Origin of the sequence: Caballeronia sp. M1242, from assembly GCF_017220215.1 — a bacterium.
Taxonomy (GTDB): Bacteria; Pseudomonadota; Gammaproteobacteria; order Burkholderiales; family Burkholderiaceae; genus Caballeronia.
On record NZ_CP071131.1, the window covers coordinates 268,963 to 290,834 of the forward strand.

At 62.0% G+C, this 21,872-nt stretch carries 21 protein-coding genes; 10 read left to right on the top strand and 11 right to left on the bottom strand.

The genetic code is table 11. The annotated features are described in order from the left end of the window. Nucleotides 1-432: 432 nt before the first annotated feature. Nucleotides 433-2,139, bottom strand: a complete 1,707-nt coding sequence (locus tag JYK05_RS26595) for a methyl-accepting chemotaxis protein (RefSeq protein WP_206470375.1) — start codon at nucleotides 2,137-2,139, stop codon at nucleotides 433-435. A 361-nt stretch (nucleotides 2,140-2,500) separates the two neighbouring features. On the opposite strand from JYK05_RS26595, the gene JYK05_RS20710 reads away from it, so the two are divergent. Next, on the top strand, nucleotides 2,501-3,688 hold the full coding sequence (locus JYK05_RS20710; RefSeq protein ID WP_206470376.1) for an EAL and HDOD domain-containing protein: 1,188 nt from the start codon (nucleotides 2,501-2,503) through the stop codon (nucleotides 3,686-3,688). Nucleotides 3,689-3,765: 77 nt separating this feature from the next. Here the strand turns inward: JYK05_RS20710 and JYK05_RS20715 are convergent, their stop codons facing one another. The 8 genes from JYK05_RS20715 to JYK05_RS20750 form a co-directional block, all read right to left on the bottom strand. Continuing rightward, nucleotides 3,766-4,212 carry a hypothetical protein gene (locus tag JYK05_RS20715; protein WP_241270069.1) on the bottom strand — a complete coding sequence of 149 codons (447 nt, stop codon included), beginning with the start codon at nucleotides 4,210-4,212 and terminating at the stop codon, nucleotides 3,766-3,768. A 120-nt stretch (nucleotides 4,213-4,332) separates the two neighbouring features. Then, entirely contained in the window at nucleotides 4,333-4,884 is a 552-nt protein-coding gene (locus JYK05_RS20720) for a hypothetical protein (RefSeq protein ID WP_206470378.1), read from the bottom strand. A gap of 24 nt (nucleotides 4,885-4,908) precedes the next feature. Beyond that, nucleotides 4,909-5,493 carry a hypothetical protein gene (locus JYK05_RS20725; RefSeq protein ID WP_241270070.1) on the bottom strand — a complete coding sequence of 195 codons (585 nt, stop codon included), beginning with the start codon at nucleotides 5,491-5,493 and terminating at the stop codon, nucleotides 4,909-4,911. 110 nt (nucleotides 5,494-5,603) lie between these two features. After that, the gene (locus JYK05_RS20730; protein ID WP_206470379.1) at nucleotides 5,604-5,879 is read right to left on the bottom strand and encodes a hypothetical protein; all 276 of its coding nucleotides are present in this window, start codon (nucleotides 5,877-5,879) and stop codon (nucleotides 5,604-5,606) included. A gap of 202 nt (nucleotides 5,880-6,081) precedes the next feature. Then, entirely contained in the window at nucleotides 6,082-7,239 is a 1,158-nt protein-coding gene (argE, locus tag JYK05_RS20735; RefSeq protein WP_206470380.1) for an acetylornithine deacetylase, read from the bottom strand. Beyond that, the gene (locus JYK05_RS20740) at nucleotides 7,232-7,909 is read right to left on the bottom strand and encodes a DUF1028 domain-containing protein (RefSeq protein WP_206470381.1); all 678 of its coding nucleotides are present in this window, start codon (nucleotides 7,907-7,909) and stop codon (nucleotides 7,232-7,234) included. Before JYK05_RS20740 ends, argE begins: the two co-directional genes overlap by 8 nt. Before the next feature lie 10 nt (nucleotides 7,910-7,919). Continuing rightward, a complete protein-coding gene (locus JYK05_RS20745; RefSeq protein ID WP_175943322.1) occupies nucleotides 7,920-8,354 on the bottom strand; it encodes a RidA family protein in 435 nt (144 codons plus the stop codon). Nucleotides 8,355-8,372: 18 nt separating this feature from the next. After that, nucleotides 8,373-9,680: an NAD(P)/FAD-dependent oxidoreductase gene (locus tag JYK05_RS20750; protein ID WP_206470382.1), complete on the bottom strand. Its 1,308-nt coding sequence runs from the start codon at nucleotides 9,678-9,680 to the stop codon at nucleotides 8,373-8,375. 177 nt (nucleotides 9,681-9,857) lie between these two features. Here JYK05_RS20750 and JYK05_RS20755 point away from each other — a divergent pair, with 177 nt between their 5' ends. The 7 genes from JYK05_RS20755 to JYK05_RS20785 all read left to right on the top strand — a co-directional run bounded on the left by JYK05_RS20755 (nucleotide 9,858) and on the right by JYK05_RS20785 (nucleotide 17,568). Next, nucleotides 9,858-10,784 (top strand): LysR family transcriptional regulator, encoded by a 927-nt coding sequence (locus tag JYK05_RS20755; RefSeq protein ID WP_175943326.1) that lies wholly within the window; start codon nucleotides 9,858-9,860, stop codon nucleotides 10,782-10,784. Nucleotides 10,785-10,924: 140 nt separating this feature from the next. After that, on the top strand, nucleotides 10,925-12,055 hold the full coding sequence (locus JYK05_RS20760) for an SRPBCC family protein (protein ID WP_175943328.1): 1,131 nt from the start codon (nucleotides 10,925-10,927) through the stop codon (nucleotides 12,053-12,055). 21 nt (nucleotides 12,056-12,076) lie between these two features. Further along, nucleotides 12,077-13,258 (top strand): ABC transporter ATP-binding protein, encoded by a 1,182-nt coding sequence (locus tag JYK05_RS20765; protein WP_206470383.1) that lies wholly within the window; start codon nucleotides 12,077-12,079, stop codon nucleotides 13,256-13,258. 1 nt (nucleotide 13,259) lies between these two features. Beyond that, nucleotides 13,260-14,306 carry an ABC transporter substrate-binding protein gene (locus JYK05_RS20770; protein ID WP_206470384.1) on the top strand — a complete coding sequence of 349 codons (1,047 nt, stop codon included), beginning with the start codon at nucleotides 13,260-13,262 and terminating at the stop codon, nucleotides 14,304-14,306. Nucleotides 14,307-14,333: 27 nt separating this feature from the next. Beyond that, nucleotides 14,334-15,587, top strand: coding sequence for an ABC transporter permease (locus JYK05_RS20775; RefSeq protein WP_206470385.1), 1,254 nt, complete (start codon nucleotides 14,334-14,336; stop codon nucleotides 15,585-15,587). A 24-nt stretch (nucleotides 15,588-15,611) separates the two neighbouring features. Further along, on the top strand, nucleotides 15,612-16,439 hold the full coding sequence (locus tag JYK05_RS20780; RefSeq protein WP_206470386.1) for an ABC transporter permease: 828 nt from the start codon (nucleotides 15,612-15,614) through the stop codon (nucleotides 16,437-16,439). 79 nt (nucleotides 16,440-16,518) lie between these two features. Continuing rightward, nucleotides 16,519-17,568 (top strand): SDR family oxidoreductase, encoded by a 1,050-nt coding sequence (locus JYK05_RS20785; protein WP_206470387.1) that lies wholly within the window; start codon nucleotides 16,519-16,521, stop codon nucleotides 17,566-17,568. A 69-nt stretch (nucleotides 17,569-17,637) separates the two neighbouring features. Here the strand turns inward: JYK05_RS20785 and JYK05_RS20790 are convergent, their stop codons facing one another. Beyond that, the gene (locus tag JYK05_RS20790) at nucleotides 17,638-18,678 is read right to left on the bottom strand and encodes a LacI family DNA-binding transcriptional regulator (RefSeq protein WP_206470388.1); all 1,041 of its coding nucleotides are present in this window, start codon (nucleotides 18,676-18,678) and stop codon (nucleotides 17,638-17,640) included. 92 nt (nucleotides 18,679-18,770) lie between these two features. Between JYK05_RS20790 and JYK05_RS20795 the strand changes: the two genes are divergently transcribed. Beyond that, nucleotides 18,771-19,961: a phytanoyl-CoA dioxygenase family protein gene (locus tag JYK05_RS20795; RefSeq protein WP_206470389.1), complete on the top strand. Its 1,191-nt coding sequence runs from the start codon at nucleotides 18,771-18,773 to the stop codon at nucleotides 19,959-19,961. Nucleotides 19,962-19,975: 14 nt separating this feature from the next. On the opposite strand, the gene JYK05_RS20800 is transcribed toward JYK05_RS20795, so the two are convergent. After that, the gene (locus JYK05_RS20800; RefSeq protein ID WP_206470390.1) at nucleotides 19,976-20,809 is read right to left on the bottom strand and encodes an oxidoreductase; all 834 of its coding nucleotides are present in this window, start codon (nucleotides 20,807-20,809) and stop codon (nucleotides 19,976-19,978) included. 106 nt (nucleotides 20,810-20,915) lie between these two features. On the opposite strand from JYK05_RS20800, the gene JYK05_RS20805 reads away from it, so the two are divergent. After that, nucleotides 20,916-21,863 (top strand): AraC family transcriptional regulator, encoded by a 948-nt coding sequence (locus JYK05_RS20805; RefSeq protein ID WP_206470391.1) that lies wholly within the window; start codon nucleotides 20,916-20,918, stop codon nucleotides 21,861-21,863. Nucleotides 21,864-21,872: the final 9 nt, after the last annotated feature.

Genomic DNA, 21,872 nt, shown 5'->3' on the forward strand with positions numbered 1-21,872 from the left:
GGCCATCGCCCGTTCAATTCTTAGTCCTTGGAGGGTGCGAGGTCTCGTCGTCGGCCAGGCCCAATGCCCAGCGCAAATCGCGCACGAATTCGAGCGAGACACGAGTCCACTCGTCGGTACCCGGGCGGCAGTCGCGTGGGTTCCTTCGTCCACGAGCCCGACGAATGATCTCGATGCTAAGACTCAACGCGCGTGCCTCGTCTCTGAGTGAGTCGTCGTCAAAAGCCGAATGGTTGTCTACCGTATCCATAACTTGGTTGTCGCGCGAGCGTTTCGATGAAATCCGGCGCTCGCAAGCCGTCGAGCGAAAGCTATTCGATCGCGTAAATTCATCTGTTTCGAAGCAAGGCGCGCAAGCCCCCTATTACGCGAACGCGCCCTCGATTTCCTGCAGTCGACGGCGTGCTCGCTTTACTCGCATGCCGCATGAGCTCAGAACGTCGACCAATCGCCGTCCATTGAAGAGCCGGACACTGCCGCAGTCGTGACCAAAGGCTTCGCCGCGCGCGCGACGACCGGCGTTTTCTTGACCGGCGCCGGTCGCATCGTCGGCTTTCGATCGCGGTCGATGGATGCCGTCGTTGCCCCGGCGAGCGTGTGCGACGTGCGGAACACCGCAACGGCTGCGCTCAGTTGCTTTGCCTGGTCTTCCATCGAACTCGCCGCTGCCGCCGCTTCCTCGACGAGCGCAGCGTTCTGCTGCGTGACCTCATCCATCTGTGAGATGGCCTGATTCACTTGCTCGATGCCGCGGCTCTGCTCATGCGAAGCGGATGCAATGTCGCCCATGATGTCGGTGACGCGCTGAATGGCGGTGCCGACGCGCTGCATCGTGTCTCCCGCCCTCGCCACGAGTTCCGTTCCTGCTTGAACACGGCTGCCGGACGTCTCGATCAGTTCCTTGATCTCCTTCGCCGCGGCCGACGAGCGCTGCGCGAGGCTGCGCACTTCACTCGCCACCACCGCGAAGCCCCGGCCTTGTTCTCCCGCCCGCGCCGCTTCGACGGCCGCATTAAGCGCGAGAATATTGGTCTGAAACGCGATTCCCTCGATCATGCCGATGATCTCGGCGATCTTCGCTGAACTCTCTTCGATGCCCGCCATCGTCTCCACGACCTGACCGACAATGGCGCTGCCCTCGTTGGCGACAGCGTTGGCATCATCGGCCAGGCTGCTTGCCTGCGTGGCGTTCTCTGAATTCTGCTTGACCGTCGTGGTCAGTTCTTCCATGCTCGCGGCGGTTTCCTGAAGCGAGGCCGCTTGCTCCTCGGTACGCGACGACAAGTCCGTATTGCCGGTCGCGATTTGCTTGCTGGCGCTCGCGATTGCTTCGCTGCTCGACCGAACCGTTCCGACCGTGGCGGCCAATTTATCCTTCATGGTGGCGACGCCCGCGAGCAACTGCCCCATTTCGTCGTGCGTCTTGATGGGTACCTCATGCGTGAGATCGCCAGCCGAAATATGCTCGAAGTGCTTCAGCGCTTCAGCAAGTGGCGTCATGATGGCGCGGCGCAAGACGAACCAGCCGAACGCTGCAGCTGCAATGCCAGCGAGCAGCGCGAGCACGCCGAGCGTGCGCAACGTCGATGCATGCGCGTCGTTTTCAGCTTCCTGGCGGACGGCGTCGGCAAGCTGGAAAGACTTCAGCTTGTCGAACGCTTCGACACACCGGTTATAGGCGGCGGGCAAATCCTTGAGCGCGAGGCGAGAGACATTCTCCTTATCGCCCGCTTCGATTGCTGCGCCGAACTTCTCGATGACTTCGCGCATCGAGGCGCGAGCAGAGACAACGTCCTTTGCCAGTGCGTCCTCGTCGGCTCCGCGAGGAATGGCGTTGTACTTGCCGTACCACTCGTCGGCCTGGCGCATGAATCCATTCGCGCGTGCCCGCAGTCCGCTGGCGTCGGGCGCCGTGGGATCCAACGCGTAACGGTCGAGCGACAGCCGCGCCCGCGCGGTGAAATTGCTTGATATGCCGAGTGCGTTGACGGCTGGAAGCGAATTCTCGGCGATGTCTCTCGCCGATGCGTGAATCGCGCTAATGCCATACAGTCCGAAGCCGACCGAGAGGGTCAGCATCAGACCGAGGAAAGCCATGGTGAGCGCAAGCCGCGCCCGAATGGAAAGGTTTTTCATCATGCTTTAAATGTGGCGCGTGAGAAGTGCGATACGGCAGTCGCGCGTGCTGCCGCTATTCGAATAAGAGCGTCAATGCTTATCGGCAGTGCGGTCCGACAATTCAGTCGGTTGAGTCGCGCAAGAAGGAATTGCGTTGGTGGAAAGGTAGAAGTGACCGACCGGACGTTTTTGTGGCTTCGAGTCGCGCGCACAGCTCACAGGTACAGAGGCTCGTGGTGACCGGTTACGCAGTGATTCACGAAGATTTTCGGCTCAAGTTATTCCGCCGCTCACCGTTAACACATTCGATTGCGGCGTTCGACTGCGGCGTGTGCCCAGGCCACGAACCGACGCCAGTTAGAGACAATAAGGAGACTCAGTCATGAGCCGCAGTGCGCAGACGGGCGACACGAGCCTTGCAATGACATGCGTCGCGCGGCAACCCATCGTCGACCGGGCGGGCCGCCTGGCGGCCTATGAACTCCTGTTCAGGGACGGCGACAGCGGCGTCGCGAATATCAGCGACGGTTTCAAATGTACGGCTCAGGTCGTCGAGCGCACCGTTGGAGCACTCGGACTCACGACAGTGCTGGATGGTCTCGACGGCTATCTCAACTGCACGGCCGACTTTCTGCATTCCGCGTTGCCGCAAATGCTGCCGAGCAAGCACTTCGTCCTCGAGGTACTGGAGACGTGTGAGCTGGACGACGCGTTAAGGGAGCGTTGCATCGCGCTGCGCCGTGCCGGATTCCGCGTCGCCATCGACGACGTTGTCGCGATCACCCCGCAGATCGAAGCGTTCTTGCCTGCCGTCGATATCGTGAAGCTGGAATGGCCCGTCATCGATCCCGCCGCAGCCAAAACGATGGTCCGTGACCTCAAGCGCAGAGGCAAGACGGTCGTGGCAGAGAAAGTGGATGATCACCAGCAGTTGCAGGCCGCTCTGGACGCGGGTTGCGATCTCGTTCAGGGTTTCTACTTCAGCCGGCCGCAACTTCTGCGGACGCGCCGAATCGTTCCCGATGTCTCGCAGCTACTGGCAGTGCTCAACCTTCTGATCAACGATGCATCGGACCAGCGCATCGTCAGTGCGCTGTCAGGCATGCCGGTGCTAGTGGCGCAGCTCATGCGGCTGGCGAACTGTTCCGCTAGCGCCAATCTGAAGCAAGCCGCGATCTCGTCTTTGCATCACGCGCTCGCGGTCACCGGCACGACGCGACTGTTCGAATGGTGCAGCCTGCTGCTTTACAACCATCCGGATTCCGGCGACCTCAGCCGCGACCCGGTGATCGCACTCGCCACGCAGCGCGCGTCCTTCATGATGCAAACCGCGCTGCGACAACGGCCTTCGGAAACCGCATTCGCGCAGACTGCTTCGTTGACCGGCATGCTTTCTCTTCTACACGTGATCTATGGCCGCGAGCAAGCCGAATTCGCGCAGGAACTGCCGCTCGCGCAATCGATCAGGGACGCTCTCGCCGAGCGCCGCGGTGAACTGGGTGAATTGCTTAGCGCCGCGGAAGGATTCGAAAGCCGGCCGGAGAAAAGCACTTCGCCGATAGACGGCTGACAGTCTTCAACTTGGGCGTGAGCGCTCGAGCGATGTGGGGCGAAGCGGCTTCCTCGAGCATAAGGTGCAGTCGAGCATCAATAACCGATATGCAACGGCTCCGGATGGCCGCGCGTCACCACGATCTGCGCGGCCACGGGATAACCCAGCGTCTGCTGCGGGCTCGCAAAAGCCGCGCACGTGCCAAGGTCCGCATTCGAACTCGAGCGAACCGTCAGCAGCTGCATCGGACCGGCAACGGCGATATACACGACGGCCTCGGTGCCTCGCCGGACCGGAATGGAACTGCGCGGCCCCGATGTGTAATCGACAATCGGATCGCCGCTGCAATCGGCGGACGCATATCGCGCCCCGCCGGCCGTTGCCCATTGGAAGTCCGTCGCCGAAAAGCGATGACTCGAGTCTTGTACACGCCGTATCGGCACGACGGTAACGGCATCTCCGACCGTGAAGGCGACCCCGTCCTGCGTGTTGAATACCGTGAGATCGCCCACCAGCGCGCCATTGGCATCGAACACTCTCACGGGGCGACGCCGACCGTGATGTGATGCATCGTCGCCGAGCGATGCCGTTGCGCACATCAAGCAAATCAGTCCAACTAAATAGCGTTTCATGGCACTCCCTCGCGGTCGGGACTGCCTCGGTCAATAGCCGATGTGCAGCGGTTCCGGAAAGTGTTGCGTGAGCGGATACGTGCGTTTCGTGGCCCAATAATCGGTGCCGAAAGCGAATGGGTAGGTCATGCAGGATGTGACGCCCTTATCGTCCGTTTGCCTGATTGACCGTGCCCCTATATCGCCTGAATAGCCTTTCACCGCGGTATAGAGCGTGACGTCCACGCCGTCCCGGACCGCGATGGCCGGCACGGGACTATCTGAAAGCGGGACGAGCACGCTTCCGCTGCAGTCGGTCGACGCGTAGCCGGGCCATCCGCCGACCCACTCGTACTCGGATGCCGAATATTGGAACGCGCCGAGGCGCTTGTGATCGATGCGGAGGAAGACAGGCTCGCCGTCTATGGCGATGAATACGCCACTTCCGCCCGAATAGCTCGCGAGCGGGCCGACCTCCCTTCCCTGTGCGTCAAAGACGACAGGCAGGTGCCCGCCGTCGCTTCTATGATGAAGAGACTCATCGCCCTCGCCCGCGAAAGCGCTCGTGGCGATGAAGATCAAGAGTAGAAGATAGCGGCACATGGCAGGTCCCTTAATCGCTGACAGCTAGTAACCGATCGTCAGCGGCTCAGGATAATGCGCCGTCAGCGAATACGTCGTTTCGGCCGAGAACGCGGGCACCGGCGCAGTAGACGGCGGCATGTGATCGACGCCGGGAGGCGGCACGCAGCTTGTTCCATCGAAGGAAACGGAGAGAATTTGTTTGGGAGCGGATGCGGTGTCGCCCGCGATGTAGAGCGTGACGTCCGGCCCCTTTCTGATCGCGACGGTGGGCCGGGGGCCTGTTTGAGGCGCGATGATCGGCGATCCGCTGCAATCGGTGCTCGAGTAGCTATAAGGCGCGAATGCGGACCACTGGAAGCGCGCCGAATCCCGAGTGCCGGGATAAGGCAGGGACAACCAGTAGACGGCGGCGAACACGATAGCCCCGTCGATCGAGAGATAAACGCCAGGACCGCCTTGATACGATGCAAGGCGTCCAACGACCTGACCGCGTGCGTCGTATAGCTTGAGAACGCGATGATCGTCATGCCGGCGTCGGTCGTGGTCATGGGCGTCGTCGCCGGCGCAAGCCAGCGAACGCATCAACCCCGAGAAGATGATAAACATCACGACCGCCACGCGACGCATGTGCGTCTCCCTTCGCTATGCACTGAGCATAGATCGCTGAAGGGTGCGTTTCAAGGCGCACGGATCAGCAAGAATCCGTGCGCCGAAGAATAGATGCCGACCTTCGACCCTTATTGCGGAGACCTGGCGGTCTGCGTGTTGGATTGATCTTGCGCCGCAGCCTGCGCCTGGGTTCGAGCAGCCGCGTCTTCCTTCGCCTTCTTGTTCGCCATGTGCCGACCGACAAGACAACCGCCGGCCGCACCCAGCACCGCATGACCCTTTCCTACGAAATGGCCGCCCACGCCGCCCACGGCGGCGCCCTTCAGACATCCTGCAGCTTGCGCCTGGCCTACGGTTGCCGCAGCAAGAGCGGCGGCGATCAACATCGTTGCTTTCAATTTCATATCGTCTTTTCGTATTCGGGAGTGAGAGAGATGGAGCGTAGGCAACGCGAGGCTTCGCACGCTACGTAATGTTCAACGTTCGATGCGTGTTGACGGATGGCTCGCAGTCGTCGCGAATAGCGGATCGTTGTCCATGCCAACATGCGCAGAGCACGCGAGCAATATACGGACCCGCATCCCCCCTCGACCCACCGAGCCGCTGTCAATTCGACAGGTAGTCGGCGAGGCGAAGCAGCATGGCATCGCAGTCGCGCAACTGCTCAACCGTGACGAATTCGTCCGGCTTATGCCCCTGATCCATGCTGCCCGGCCCGCAAACGACGGTCGGAATGCCGGCCTGCTCGAAGAGGCCGCCCTCGGTGCCGAACGCGACCGTGCCGAATTCCGTCGATCCGGCGACCAGCGCAAGAAGCCGCGCGGCTTCGCTGTCAGGCGGCGTGGCGAGGCCCGGATAAGCCGACAAGGGCTGCAAGCTGATACCGGTATCGGGTTTCACCGCGCGCATCTTCGGCAGCAGCGTGGATTCGGCATAGCTCTGCAGGCGTTGCGCGACCTCGTTCGCATCGAAGCCGGGCAAGGCGCGCACCTCGAAGTCGAAATCGCATTCCGCCGGCACGATGTTGAGCGCGCGGCCGCCCTTGATGACGCCGGTCTGCACTGTCGAATATGGCGGATCGAAGCGCTCGTCGCGATGCTCGGGTCGCGCGAGTTCCTCGCCAATCTCGTCGAGATGATTGATGAGGCGCGCCGCGTATTGAATGGCATTGACGCCGTAAGGCGCATACGCGGAATGACACGGCGCGCCCTTCACGCAGCAACGCATGGCGAGCTTGCCCTTGTGTCCGAGTACCGGCTTGAGTTCCGTCGGCTCGCCGATGAGACATAACACCGGCTTGTGTTCCCGATGAGCGAGTTGCGCGAGCATCGGACGCACGCCCAGGCATCCGATCTCTTCGTCATATGAGAAGGCAAGATGCACGGGCATCTTGAGATCGCGTTCGATAAACGTCGGCACCGCTGCGAGCACCGACGCGAGATAACCCTTCATGTCCGCCGTACCGCGTCCATAGAGACGCCCATCTTTCTCGACGAGTGCGAACGGATCGACGGTCCAGGCCTGTCCATCGACGGGCACGACATCCGTATGTCCGGACAATGCAATGCCCCCGCGATCGCGCGGGCCGATGGTGGCAAAAAGACTCGCCTTGGTGCGCTCGTCGTTATGAAAGAGCTCGCTTTCGACGCCATGCTGCGCGAGATAATCGCGAACGAACTCGATGAGCGCGAGATTCGAATCGCGGCTGACCGTCGCAAAGCCGATCAGCTTTTCGAGTAGCACACGGCTTCGCATCTCATTCATCGCCCGGCACTCCATAGCTCGGCGCGGCGGTCGGATTGAGTGCGCGCGTCACGTAGTCGTTCATCTGCGGCGCGTAGGCGGTCCATAGGTCGCGGAGCTTGCCGATGGGGTCGTCGTCGGCCCAGTCCACGCGCAGATCGACGAGCGGCCAGCTTAGATCGCTCACGATCTTCAGCGCGGCCGAATGCACAGGGCCCGCCTCGCCGCCTGCCGCCATGGCCGCTTGCATGGCCGCCAGCAAGCGATCCGCGAGCAGGCCGTCGGCTTGCGCGAATGCAGGCGGCATCGCGTCGATGACATGCGTGCCGGCCAGCATGTTGCCCGCCGCGACGCACTGATCGCCCGCGACTGCGTGATGCGTGCCGAGCGCTTCCTTGCCGCTGAAAAAGGCGGTGCGCCCTTGCGCGTCGATGACCGTAACCTGCCGGTACTCGCGCCATTCGTTCGCATCGAGCGCCTGTTTCAAAGCCTCGGCGGGCGCGAGCCGCTTGTCCGCCAGAAGCTCCAGAATCTGCGGCCCGAGCGCGGGCAGCGTGACGTTCTGCGTGGCGACGGCACCGACGCCCGCGCGCAGCCACGGACAACGCGCGCCGACCGCGATGCTCGACGAACTGATCGCAATGCCGAGCTGCCCCGTTTTGTCACACCGACCGACGATAGAGAAAGTCATTAGGTGTCCTTTACGCTTCCGGTGTCCATCCATCGGGGATCACGGCGATCACGTCGATCTCCATGAGCCATTGCGGCTGGCCCAACGCGACGACGGTCAGTCCCGTCGAAATGGGAAACACGCCCTTGAGCCACTTGCCGACTTCCCTGTACACCGGCTCGCGATAACGCACGTCGGTGAGGTACGTCGTCGTCTTGACGATGTGCGAAAGGTCGCTGCCCGCTTCTTCTAGCAACTGCTTCACGTTCTTCATCGCCTGCTCGGCTTGCGCGCGCGCATCGCCCAAGCCGACGAGATTGCCTTCGAAATCCGTGCCCACTTGCCCGCGAACATAAACGGTATTGCCCGCTCGCACGGCCTGGCACAGATCGTTGTCGAGTGTCTGATTCGGATACGTATCCTTCGTATTGAACATGCGGATACGGGTATGCGTCGGTTGGCTCATCAATGCACCTGATTTGGTTCAGTGGGCTCGCACGCTTTCTTCGCTGTGAGGCTTATTCGCGTGGCTATGCGGCGAGTCGTAATACGCCTGATATTTGCGTTGCGTGACGATGTGATCCGCGACGTGTTTCGCGTCGTGCCACACGCCCCAGATGAACGCCGAGCCGCGTCGCGAGAGCCACGGCAAGCCGAGAAAATAGATTCCCGGCTCCTTCGCTACCCCACGCTGGTGCTTCGGCTTGCCGTTGTCGTCGAAGGCATCGACCTGCAGCCAGCTGAAATCGGTCGCATAACCCGTCGCCCAGATGATCGAGCTTACGCCTCGCTGCGCCAGATCGAGTTCGAGCAGCGGATTCGTGAGGCATTCCGGATCGGGTGGAATCATGCGCGCTTCCGGTTCAGCGGGCAGATCGAGGCCATTGCGGGTGGCGTACATGTCGGCGGCATCGAGCAGCGACAGATAGTTTTGATCGCCGCGCGCGATGTTCTCTGCGAGATCATCGTTGAAGCGAGCCACGCCATTATCGAACGCTTTTGTCAGACCAACGAGCGTAATGCCCTGATGCGCAAGCCGGCGAAAGTCGACGGTTTGCCCGCCGCGCGCGCCGCTTACCGCAATCGTCACATGTTCGCGGCCCGGCTTCATGACTTCGGCGTCCCACTCGCCGAGCACGCCGAGCCACCAGCAGAAGTCGCGGCCGCGATAGGCACGCGGCGGACGATCGTGCGCGCCCACCGACAGATAGACGCGGCGCCCCGCACGCTGCAATTCATCGGCGATCTGCACGCCCGACGATCCCGCGCCCACGACCAGCACGCCGCCTGCGGGCAATTGCTGCGGATTGCGGTAGTCGGCGGAGTGAATCTGCGTGAGCGATGCGTCTCGCGGCGCGATCGGCGGAATCACGGGTTTCTGAAAGGGGCCAGTCGCGACGACCACGCGCTTCGCTTCGATCACGCCATCGGATGTCTCTACGTTGAAACCCGGACGCCCCGTGTTGCGCACGACCTTCTTTACTTCGACGCCGGTGCGAATGGGCGCATCGAATTTCTTCGCATAGGCGACGAAATAGTCCGCGATTTCCTCTTTCGGCGGAAAGCCGTCGGGCGCGGTCTGCGCGTACTCGAGATTGGGAAAGCGATCGTGCCACGCAGGCCCGTTGGCCACGAGTGAGTCCCATCGGCCCGTGCGCCAGCGTTCCGCGATGCGCGCGCGTTCCAGCACGAGATGCGGCACGCCGTGCCGGCTCAGATGTTCACTCATCGCGACGCCGGCCTGGCCCGCGCCGACCACGAGCGTGTCGATCAAAGTAGTTTCCACTGTCATGGGTGTGTCCTTCCGAGAGGCTCGTATGGCCGTTCCAATGCCGATTGAATCTACGCGCCGCGACCGGATCAATAAAATATTTTCAAAAAATGCATAGCATGGGATTTACCTATGCAGTGATTTTTGTCCACCGCACAATGCAATGCAGTTCGGCTTGAAAGAGGTCAGATCGTCGCAATGGAAAGTCATCCGTTACGCTACTCGCTGCGGCAGTTGCGCTACTTCGTGGTCGCGGCGGAGGCCCTGTCGTTCACTGCCGCCGCCAGAAAGCTGCATATCTCGCAGCCTTCTATTTCCACCGCGCTGGCGGACCTCGAAGTGTCCTTCGGGGTTCAGCTATTCATCCGGCATCACGCGAGCGGTTTGTCGCTGACGCAGGCCGGACGCGACCTACTCGGGCAAGCCCGCAATCTGCTGAAGATCGCGGAAGAACTGCAAATGGCCGCCAAGGAACTCGATGGCGGCATGACTGGTTCCATCGCGCTCGGCTGCCTCGTTTCCCTCGCGCCGCCGCTGATGCCGGGCCTCATCAGCCGCTTCACGGCCGATCACGCGGGCATCGCCTTTCGCACGGTAGAAGGTCACCAGGACGCCTTGCTGCGCGGCCTGCATGACGGCTCGATCGATCTCGCGCTCACTTATAGCCTCGATCTCACTGAGGACATCGCCTTCACGCCGCTCTTGTCGTTGCCGCCTTATGCGATTCTGCCGCGCACGCATCGCCTCGCGCGCGCCCGCAAGATCTCGCTCGCCGATCTGTTGCCCGAGCCTTACGTCATGCTGGACCTGCCGCATAGCCGGGAATATTTCGCCGCGCTCTTCGATGCAGTGGGCAACCGGCCGGTGCCCGCGTTTCGCTCGTCGCAGCCCGAAGTGGTGCGAGGCATGGTGGCGAACGGTCTCGGCTATAGCCTGCTTAATTTCCCGCTCAAATCGAACCGCACCGTGGACGGCGAGGAGTTCGTCATTAAGCGTTTCAAAGACAACGTGAACGCGACGATGCTCGGCGTCGCGCAATCCCGCACTATGAAGCCGCGCCAGGTGGTGCACCGGTTCACCTCGTTCTGCGAGAACTACATACGGCGGCTGCGTATCGACACTTGATGCCGGCTGTATAGGAAAAAGCTTTGCGCTGTATCCGAAAACAATATTTTGACTGGCATATTGGCTTGATAGATTGAGTGCCTGTCGAGTGCCTATAAAAGAAGAGGCACTTCTGCTCACTGAACGAGGAGGAAATCGTCATGGCGCACCTGAACGAGCTGATGAACGCATTGCGCGATGGATGCGACCGCCCGTTCAGCGACGCCCATGCGATGCCGCCCGGCGTTTATACGTCGGCCGACTTTCTCGCGCTCGAAGAAGAGCGCATCTTCTCGCGCGAATGGCAATGCGTCGGGCGCGCGAGCGCGCTGAAAGCCCCGGGCGACTATCTCACCGCGCGCATCGCCGCGCAGCCGGTGGTCGTCTTGCGGGACGACCACATGCAGCTCAAGGCGATGTCCAATGTATGCCTGCATCGCATGTCGATATTGCTCGAAGGACGCGGCAACGTGCGACGCATCGTGTGTCCTTATCACGCGTGGAATTATTCGCTCGATGGCGCGTTGAAAGGCGCGCCGCTGATGGACCGACAAGAAGGCTTCTGCAAGGAAAGCTATAAGCTGCCCGCCGTGCGATGCGAAGAATGGCAAGGCTGGATCTATGTGACGCTCGATGCGAACGCGCCACCCGTCGGCAAACAACTTGCCGAGTTGGACACGTTGATCGAAGCGTACGGCATGACCGACTACATCGAAACGTTCTATGAAGAGCACGTGTGGGACACCAACTGGAAGATACTCGCCGAGAACTTCATGGAGAGCTATCACCTGCCGATGCTGCATCGCGCGACCGTAGGCCCCCACTCGCGTTTGGAAGAGATGGAATGTCCGCCGGGTCATGCGGCGTTCAACTATCACTGGATCACGAAAGAAGCCTCGTTGCCCATTGGTAATGCGCACCCGGACAACACGCGCTTGTCGGGGCACTGGCGCAAGACGACTGCGCTGCTCGCCATTTATCCGACGCATCTCGTGACCTTGACTCCCGGCTACTTCTGGTATCTCGTGCTTCAACCGGAGGGCGTCGGCCGCGTGCATATCCGCTTCGGCGGCGGACTCGCGCCGGAATTCATCGCCGATCCGGAAGCCAACGCGCACATGGCAACGCTCAAGAAACTGCTCGACGAAGTGAACGCCGAAGACAAGCGCGGCGTGCAAGCCGTGTTTCGCGGCGTGCATGCGCCGTTGGCGAAGCCGGGACATCTGAGCCATCTCGAGCGGCCCAATTATGACTTCGCGCGATATCTCGCGGGCAAGCTGAAATCGCAGTAAGAACGACAGGACGCCATCAAGATGTCGAACCCTTCCTTCATCTCATTCTCGGGCGTGAGCAAATCGTACGACGGCGCGAATTACGTCGTCGACGGCTTGAACCTCGACGTAAGCAAGGGAGAATTCCTGTCGCTGCTCGGGCCGTCCGGTTCGGGCAAGACCACCACGCTGATGATGCTCGCCGGTTTTGAATCGCCGACGCAGGGCGAGATCCGGCTCGATGGCAAGCGCCTCGACGACAAGCCGCCACATCGGCGCGATATCGGCATGGTGTTCCAGAACTACGCGCTCTTTCCGCATCTGACGATTGCCGAGAACGTGGCGTTCCCGCTCTCGGTGCGGCGCGTGAGCCGTGCGGACCAGAAGACACGCGTGAAGCGCGCGCTCGAAATGGTGGAATTGCCGCATCTGGCTAACAGGCGGCCGGCACAGCTTTCGGGCGGGCAACAGCAGCGCGTGGCACTTGCGCGCGCGCTCGTATTCGAGCCGAGCGTCGTGCTGATGGACGAACCGCTCGGCGCGCTGGACAAGCGCCTTCGCGAGACCATGCAGTACGAAATCATGCGGCTGCATCGCGAGTTAGCGCTGACCATCGTCTATGTGACGCACGATCAGGCCGAGGCGCTGACCATGTCGGACCGCGTCGCCGTGTTCTCCGATGGACGCATTCAGCAAGTCGCCACGCCGAGCGAGCTGTATGAGAACGCGCAGAACGCGTTCGTCGCGAACTTCGTCGGAGAGAATAATGGCCTGACGGGACGCGTCATGACCTGCGACGGCTCATGGGCGACGTTCGCGCTTTCCGACGGCAGCATCATTCGCGGCCGATGCGAGTCCGGCCTGCGCGTCGGCGACGAAGCCATGCTCGCGCTGCGCCCCGAGCGCGCTCACATCCCGAGCGCGGAAGGCATGCATCTCGACGAGCACGACAACGTCGTTCGCGCCCGCGTGAACGAACTCGTGTATTGCGGCGATCATCATCGCGTGCATCTGACGCTCGGCTCGCGCGACGCGATCGTCGTGAAAGTGCCGAATACGCAGCGTCACGCGCTGCCGTCATCCGGCGACATGATCGATGTCGCGTGGCGTCACGACGACTGCAAGATTCTCGCGATGAGCGCCCCGCCTCGCGCGAGCGCGACCCCTTCTTCCACCTCGCCAACCCCTTCCCTCATCACGACCGCACCCGCAGGAGCCAACTGACATGCGCACTCAAATCAAAGCACAATGCGCCGCACTCGCCCTACTCGCCTTCGGCACCATGACTTCGCACGCCGCTGAAACGCTGCATGTGGTCACGTTCGGCGGCGCCTTCGAAGCCGCGGCCAAGAAGGCGTGGATGGACCCGTTCACGCAGGCCACCGGCACGCAGTTCTCGCTCGAATCGTATGATGGCGGCCTCGCCAAACTCTCCGCGATGGAGCAGGCCAAGAACACGACATGGGACCTGATCGACCTCGAAACCAACGATGCGATCACCGGATGCGACGAAGGGCTGCTCCAGAAATTCGACAAGAAGTCCCTCGGCAATACCAGCGACTTCATTCCCGGATCGCTCAGCGATTGCGCGGTCGCGAGCATGGTCTGGTCGACGGTCTATGCGTATGACACGAGCAAGCTGAAGAGCGCGCCTTCCACCGTCAACGACTTCTTCGACACGCAGAAATTCCCTGGCAAGCGCGGCCTGCGCAAGTCGCCGAAGGTGACGCTGGAGTGGGCGCTGATCGCCGATGGCGTGGATCCGAAGGATGTGTACAAGGTGCTCGGCACGCCCGCGGGCGTCGATCGCGCGTTCAAGAAGCTCGACACCATCAAGAAGGACATCGTGTGGTGGGAGTCGGGCGCGCAGGCGCCGCAGCTGCTCGCCGACGGCGCCGTCGTGATGGTGCAAGCGTATAACGGCCGCATCGACGATGCCGTGAGGAAGGACCACAAGCCGTTCAAGTCCGTGTGGGACGCGCAGGTCTACGACTTCGAATGGTGGGCCATTCCGACCGGCGCGAAGAATGCCGACCTCGCCGCGAAGTTCATCGTATCGCAGGCGCAGCCGAAGGCATCGGCGGATTTGTCGAAGTACATCGCCTATGCGCCGCCGCGCAAGGAAGCCGTCGCGCTCGTCGACAAGCAGCGTCTCGCCGACATGCCGACCGCGCCCGCGAACTTCAAGCGCGCCGTGCAGATCAACGCGAACTTCTGGGCCGACAACGCAGACGCCATCAACAAGCGCTTTCAGGTCTGGCTGACGCAATAAGCGGCCACGGCATAAGAGAGGACGAACATGCCCGCATCGATTCACGCGACGACCGCCGGCTCGCACGCAAACGCCGAAGGCCGCGCGTCGTACAACAAGGCGCAACGACGCGCCTCGATGCGGGCGCTTCTGCTCGCGTTGCCGTTGATCGTATTTCTGTTGTCTACGTTCATCGCGCCGATTGCGCTGCTGCTTGCGCGCAGCGCGCAGAACCACGAAGTGCCGGACGGCATGCCCGCGCTCGCGCGCGCATTGAATGCATGGGACGGTCAGGGCGTACCGGATGAACATACTTTCGCCCTCCTCGCATCCGGATTGAAGGAAGCGCAGGAAAGCGGTCAGCTCGGCACGATCGCGCGGCGTCTCAACTTCGCGCAGCCCGAGTTCCGCAGCTTGTTGATGCGCACCGCCCGCAAGCTGCATGACGACACGCCGAAAGCATGGAAGCCCGCGTTGATCGAGATCGACGAGCGTTGGAATTCGCCGGAAATCTGGCGTTTGCTCAAGCGTGCCGCTCAATCGCCGACGCCCGACTATCTGCTCGCCGCCGTCGATGCCCAGGTCACGCCGCAAGGCACGATCGCGTCGATGCCGGCGAATGCGTCCGTCTATCGCGAAGCCTTCGCCCGCACGGTATCCATCAGCGCGACGGTCACGCTGCTGTGCCTCGTGCTCGGTTATCCGGTTGCCTGGCTGCTCGCGAATCTGCCCGCGAAGACCAGCAACCGGCTGATGCTCTTCGTGATCGTGCCGTTCTGGACGTCGCTGCTCGTGCGCACCACCGCGTGGTATGTGCTGCTGCAACCGGGCGGCGTCATCAATAGCGTGCTGTCGGGACTCGGACTCGCGACGCATCCGGTACCGCTCATCTTCAATCGCACGGGCGTGCTGATCGGCATGACGCATGTCCTCTTGCCGTACATGATCCTCGCGATCTACTCGGTGATGAAAAGCGTGTCGCCCGTTTATATGCGCGCCGCCAAGTCGCTCGGCGCGCATCCGTTCACTGCGTTCGTTCGCGTGTATGTACCGCAGACATTGCCCGGCGTCGGCGCGGGATGTTTTCTCGTTTTCGTACTCGCGCTCGGTTACTACATCACGCCCGCGCTGCTCGGCGGCGCAGGCGACGAGATGATCAGCCAGCTCATCGCCATTCAGACGAACACGCAACTGAACTGGGGTCTCGCGGGCGCGCTGTCGGCCTACCTCGTGATCTTCACGGCGGTGTTCTATTTCCTGTTCAACCGCATCGTCGGCATCGACCGGCTGCGCTTCGGTTGATTCGACCCATCCGGAGGAAAGCTCATGCAAGACAAACGCAACACGGTGCTGACGGAACGCATCGCTGCGGGCTGGGTGCGCCTGCACACCGCGCTTGTCCTGTTCTTTCTGATCGCGCCGATCCTCGCCATCATCCCGCTATCGTTTAATTCGGGCTCCTACTTTTCCTATCCGATGGAGGGCTTTTCATTCCGTTGGTACGAAAAGGCGCTGACGAGCGGCGACTGGCAGCGCGCATTGTTGAACAGCATCGGCATCGGCGCGGCGTCGACCTTCATCGCCACGTGCTTAGGCACGCTCGCGGCGCTCGGCTTGTCGCGCTCGCAGTTTCCGCTGCGCTCGGTCGTCATGCCCATTCTGATCTCGCCGATGATCGTGCCTATCGTCGTGGTCGCGGCAGGTTTCTATCTGATCTTCGCGCCGTTGGGGCTCGTGAATTCGTATCCGGGCGTCGTGCTCGCGCATGCCGCGCTCGGTACGCCCTTCGTCGTCATCACGGTGACGGCGTCGTTGCTGTCCTTCGATCAGAGCTTGTTGCGCGCCGCATCGGGCCTCGGCGCGACGCCCTGGATCGCGTTTCGTCGCGTCACGTTGCCGCTCATCACGCCGGCCGTCGCGACAGGAAGCGTGTTCGCGTTCGCGACATCGTTCGACGAGGTCATCGTGATCCTCTTTATCGGCGGGCCCGATCAGAAGACAGTGCCGCGTCAGATGTGGAGCGGCATTCGCGACGCCATCGATCCTTCGATTCTCGCGGTCGCGACGATGCTGATCGTCTTCGCCGTGCTGCTGTTCGCCAGCATCAACCGCCAGAGAGCGCGAGCGTTGGCGGCGAATCAGGCGCTGACCTGATCTGCGTGGAAGTGGCGAGTCGGCCCTTGGTGCGGCGATTGCTGGGCAAACGCCAAGCACTTCACTCTCAGGGCCAGGCATGAAACGCTATAAAGCACTCGTGGCGGGCGGCGTCGGCGTGATCGGACGTCAACTCGTCGATCATCTCGCGTCGCTGCCGGATTGGGACGTCATCGGTCTGTCACGACGCACGCCCGATCAAGCGCAACCCGGCGAGCACATTGCCGTCGATCTGCTGGATCCGGAAGACGTGCGCGCGAAGCTCGGCGGGCTCAGCGACGTCACGCACATCTTTCACGCCGCGTATCAGGAAAAGCCCACGCCGCAAGCGCTCATCGACGTGAACCTCGGCATGTTGCGCAATCTGGTGAGCGTCGTAGCCGACAGTTCGTCGGCGCTTCAGCGCGTCCTGTTATACGAGGGCGCGAAGTATTACGGCGCGCACCTCGGCCGCTTCAAAACGCCCGCGCGCGAAGACGATCCGCGACACATGCCGCCGAACTTCTACTACGACATGGAAGACTGGCTCGTCGAGGAAGCGGCAGACAAGGGCTGGGATGCGGTCGTGCTTCGCCCCGATGTGGTGTGCGGCTTTGCGCTCGGCAATCCGATGAATCTCTCGATGGTCATTGCCGTGTATGCCGCGATCAGCAAGGAACTCGGACTGCCGCTGCGTTTCCCGGGCACCGCGACGTGCTACGGCAAGCTCGCGCAAGTCACCGATGCCGCGCAACTCGCGCGCGGGTCCGTGTGGGCCGCGACCGACGCGCCCGGCGGCGAGAGCTATAACCTCACGAACGGCGATGTATTCCGCTGGGACCAGCTATGGCCCGCCATCGCCGATCATCTCGACATGCCGCTCGCCGAACCGCAGACCATCAGCCTGCGCGACTACATGGCCGACAAGGGACCACTGTGGGAGCGCATGGTGAAGAAGTACGATCTCGTCGATATTCCATACGAGCACGTCGCCGCGTGGGGCTTCGGCGACTTCATCTTCCGCTGCGACTGGGACGTGATCTCCAGCACGACCAAGATCCGGCAGGCTGGCTTTCATGATGTCGTCGATAGCACCGACATGTTCCTGCGTCTCTTCGATGAGTTTCGCGAGCGCAAGGCGATTCCTTGAGCGGATCACTTCGGAGGCGCGGACGAGTGGCTCGAAGCACGACGCTGACGGCGACAAATAACCATGCGTTCAGCGAAACCGGCTCGCGATATGCTCGGGGATATTCTCGGGCGTGACCACGACGACGGAAGAAGACGGCGCAATCGCAGAAGCAGGAATAAGCCGATGATAGTGCATGATGTGCTGGCAAGCTGAACGCATGTCCTGACGCAAGTCGTGATGAAGAATCGCTTGTACCTTCCGCTCGCGCAGCAAGCCGACGTTGTCGCGGTCGAGATCATGCCCGATGAAGCAAAGCGGGCGCTGGTTCGCCGCCTGCAGCACTTTCAGCACGGCCGCATTGCCGCCGCCCATCGAGTACACCGCCGCAATCTCCGAACGGTTCGTCACGACTTTGCGCATGCGCGCTTCGGTTTGCATGTTGAGGCCGTGTCCGCCGCTCGCGTCGAGCAAATCGAGGTTCGGATAACTCACGCGCAGCGCGCGTCGAAAGCTCGCCTCGCGCTCTTCTTCTCCTCTGAAGCCTTCGTCGCTCATGGTGACGAGCACGGTTCCGTTAAGACCGCGTAGCCACTGGCCGATGAGATACGCCGCCGTCGCGCCCGCCACGCGATTGTCCAGCCCCGCATAGGCGATGCGTGCCGACAGCGGAATGTCCGTGAACGTGGTTACGACCGGTATGCCGATTGTCTTCAACACGCCGATCGCCTCGGAAATCTCGGGGACGTCACGCGCTTTCAGCACCACGCCGTGACTGCCGCGCCTGCCGATTGCGTGTAGCGTTTCGACGACCTCCGCGGTCGCCATCGTTTCCCGCATGAAGAAACGCGGTCGCAGCACGACGGGATGGAATGCGGGCAACTCCGCTTCGAGCGCCTCCTGAATCTCGGTGGTGAACCGGGACGGGGCTTCGGCCACAACGTCGATGATGAGCTTGCGTCCCGTCGTCGCGAGTTGCAGCGCCTGCTTCTCTAGCTCGCGAATCGCCTGCTCGACGCGTCTGCGCGTGCCTTCGCGCACGTTGGGGCGCCCGTTCAACACGCGGTCCACCGTGGCGACGCCGACGCCCGCCTGCAGAGCGATCTCCTTCACGAGGAATCGATGAGCCATCGAAACGCCTGGATTTTGATGGTTTTTTGATGCGTTTATGGTAACGCGCGCCGCGGCGATGCGTCTATGCTAGGGAAAAATCGGAGCGAGACATGGATGCCACGAATGAACGCCACGACACGTTAGCAAGAAACTGGTATCGCGAAAGCGACTGCTCGCTTGAAGCATTCGCGCAACAACTGCGAAGGAGGACCGATGCCGTTCTCCGATTCGCGGCCGAGACGCAACGCGATATTCCCATCTACGATTGCCGCGCGCTTGATGAAGCGTTGATCGATCCTGTCGGGCAGCAGGCGTTGCAGGCTGAATGGGCGAACGTGCTGCTCGACGGCGCGGGCGTGCTCGTGCTCAAGCACGCTTTCCACGATACATCGCCCGTCGACGACGCGACGCATATCTTCGATTCGATCATCAGACAGGAACGCGAATCGGGCACGCGCGGCGCCGACCATTTCGCCAAAGCAGGCGCGAACGACCGCATCTGGAATGCGCACGAAAAGCTCTGTCTCGCAGCGCCCTCCGTTTTCGCGCGATATTTCTCGAACGCGTTCATCGCGAGCGTCGCGCAGGCGTGGCTCGGACCCGGCTTTCAGATGACCACGCAAGTCAACGTCGTTCGTCCTGGCGGCGCGGCGCAGCAGGCGCATCGGGACTACCATCTCGGCTTTCAGACGGTTGAAGAAGTGCAGCGTTTCCCGGCGCATGTTCATACGATGTCGCCGTTGCTGACGCTTCAGGGCGCCGTCGCGCACAGCGACATGCCGATAGAAAGCGGGCCCACGAAGCTGCTTCCGTTCTCGCAGCGTTATGCACCGGGCTATCTCGCGTGGCGACGTCCCGACTTTCGCGACTTCTTCGAAACGCACTGCGTGCAGTTGCCGCTCGCGAAGGGCGACGCGCTCTTCTTCAATCCCGCGCTATTCCATGCGGCCGGCGCGAACCGCACGCAAGACGTGCAGCGCATGGCAAATCTCTTGCAGATCTCTTCGGCGTACGGGCGCGCGATGGAAACGCTCGATCGCATGCGCATGTGCGAAGCCGCTTATCCCGTGCTGCTGGACTATCGGGCGAGAGGCCGGTTCACTGCGAGGGACATCGATTGCGTGATTGCATCGACCGCTGAAGGCTATGCGTTCCCGACCAATCTCGATCGCGATCCGCCAGTGGGCGGTCTCGCGCCCGAGAGCCAGCAAGCGCTGATGCGCCGGGCGCTCGACGAAACATGGAACGCATCCACGCTTCGCGAGGCCCTTCGACATCAGGCGTGGAAGCGACTCAGCTAACGCATGTCGCCGCATTAGCCGTCGGTGGATCGCGTGAGCGTTTCCCACTGGCTGATTTCGTCAGCGAGCGCGGTCAGTTTGTCGCGCACCAGACCGAGCGCGTCACTGCCGAGCAAGAGATGCACGGGTGGCGCGTCGCTCTCGATGACGGCCAGCATCGCGCGCGCCGCCTTGAGCGGGTCGCCGAGCTGCTTGCCGCTCTTTTCCTCGCGCGCCCGGCGAATGGGATCGAAGAGCGCATCGTAATCGGCAATCGAACGAGGCGTGCGCGCCATCGAGCGGCCAGCCCAGTCGGTGCGGAACGAACCCGGCGCCACTGCCGTCACGGCAATGCCGAACGATTTCACTTCCTTCGCGAGCGTCTCGGAGATGCCTTCCAGCGCGAACTTGCTGCCGCAATAGTAGGCGATGCCGGGCATCGTGATGAAGCCGCCCATCGACGTGATGTTGAGAATGTGACCCTTGCGCCGCGCGCGCATGCCGGGCAGCACGGCTTTCATCATCGCGACCGCGCCGAACACGTTCACGTCGAACTGTCGACGCATCTCGGCGAGCGGCGATTCTTCCATCACGCCTTCGTGACCGTAGCCCGCGTTGTTGACAAGGACGTCGATGGGACCGACGGTCGACTCGATTTCGGCCACGACGCCGTCTATCGCGTCGAAGTCCGTCACGTCGAGCAGGCGGCCCACGGCCCTGTCCGGCGCGAGGGCTTCGAAGTCCTGCTTCGCCTGCTCGCTTCGCACAGTGCCGATCACGCGATGGCCTGCCGCGAGCGCTTCATGAGCGAGTGCCCGGCCGAAGCCGCTGCTGACGCCGGTGATGAGCAGAGTCCGGTTGGATGACATATGCACCTCTACGATGAAATGAAAGAGAGTGCATAGTATTCTTTGCACCAACGCGCTTTAAGGCCGGATATTCTGCTCTTATTGCCTATTCTTATCGTCGCCCTCGATGTCATCGAAAGAGACCGCCGCATCGCGGCAGCGTATCGTGGACCTGCTACGGCCATTGGCGCCGAATGAAGGCTACAACCTGACGCCGCTACCCGACGTGCGCATCCTGCGTTCGGACCGCGCGTTGTCGCGCACGCCTGTGCTCTACGATCCGGGCATCGTGATCGTCTGTCAGGGACGCAAGCGCGGCTATTTCGGCGATCAGGTGTATCTGTATGACGAGCTGCATTATCTGGCCGTGGCAGTGCCGGTGCCCTTCACGATGGAAACCGACGCGACGCCTGAGCATCCGCTATTGGCCATCTACATGCATCTGGATTTTCAGGTGGCGGCAGAGCTGATGATTCAGATCGACCGTCATCACATGCCGGCGCGCGCGGAACCACCGCAAAGCATGATGTCGAGTCCGATGGATGCCGACTTGCGTATGTCGGTCCTGCGCTTTCTGCAAGCGTTGAGCCGGCCGCTCGATGCAGCCGTTCTCGGTCCCGCGCTGGTGCGTGAGCTGTACTTTCGCGTGCTGACCGGCGCGCAAGGCCATGCGATGCGCTCGGCGCTCGCGATGCAGGGGCAGTTCGGCAAGATCGGCAAGGCGTTGCGCCGCATTCACGCGACCTACGCGCAGCCGCTCAATCTCACGCAACTGGCGCGCGAAGCGGGCATGAGCGTGCCGACCTTCCACAGTCATTTCAAGGCCATCACGCACACGTCGCCCATGCAGTATCTGAAGTCGACGCGGCTGCATCAGGCGCGTCTCCTGATGGTGCGTCAGGACATGACGGCGGAGGCGGCCTGTCATGCGGTGGGCTATGCGAGCGCCTCGCAATTCAATCGGGAATTCAAGCGCCTCTTCGGAACGACACCGGCCGCGGAAACGAAGCGCATGCGCGAGAGCTTCGCCGTTCCGCCGCCGTTTGCGGGCGCGGAATACGTTTCATCGCATTAGGCGAGCGCG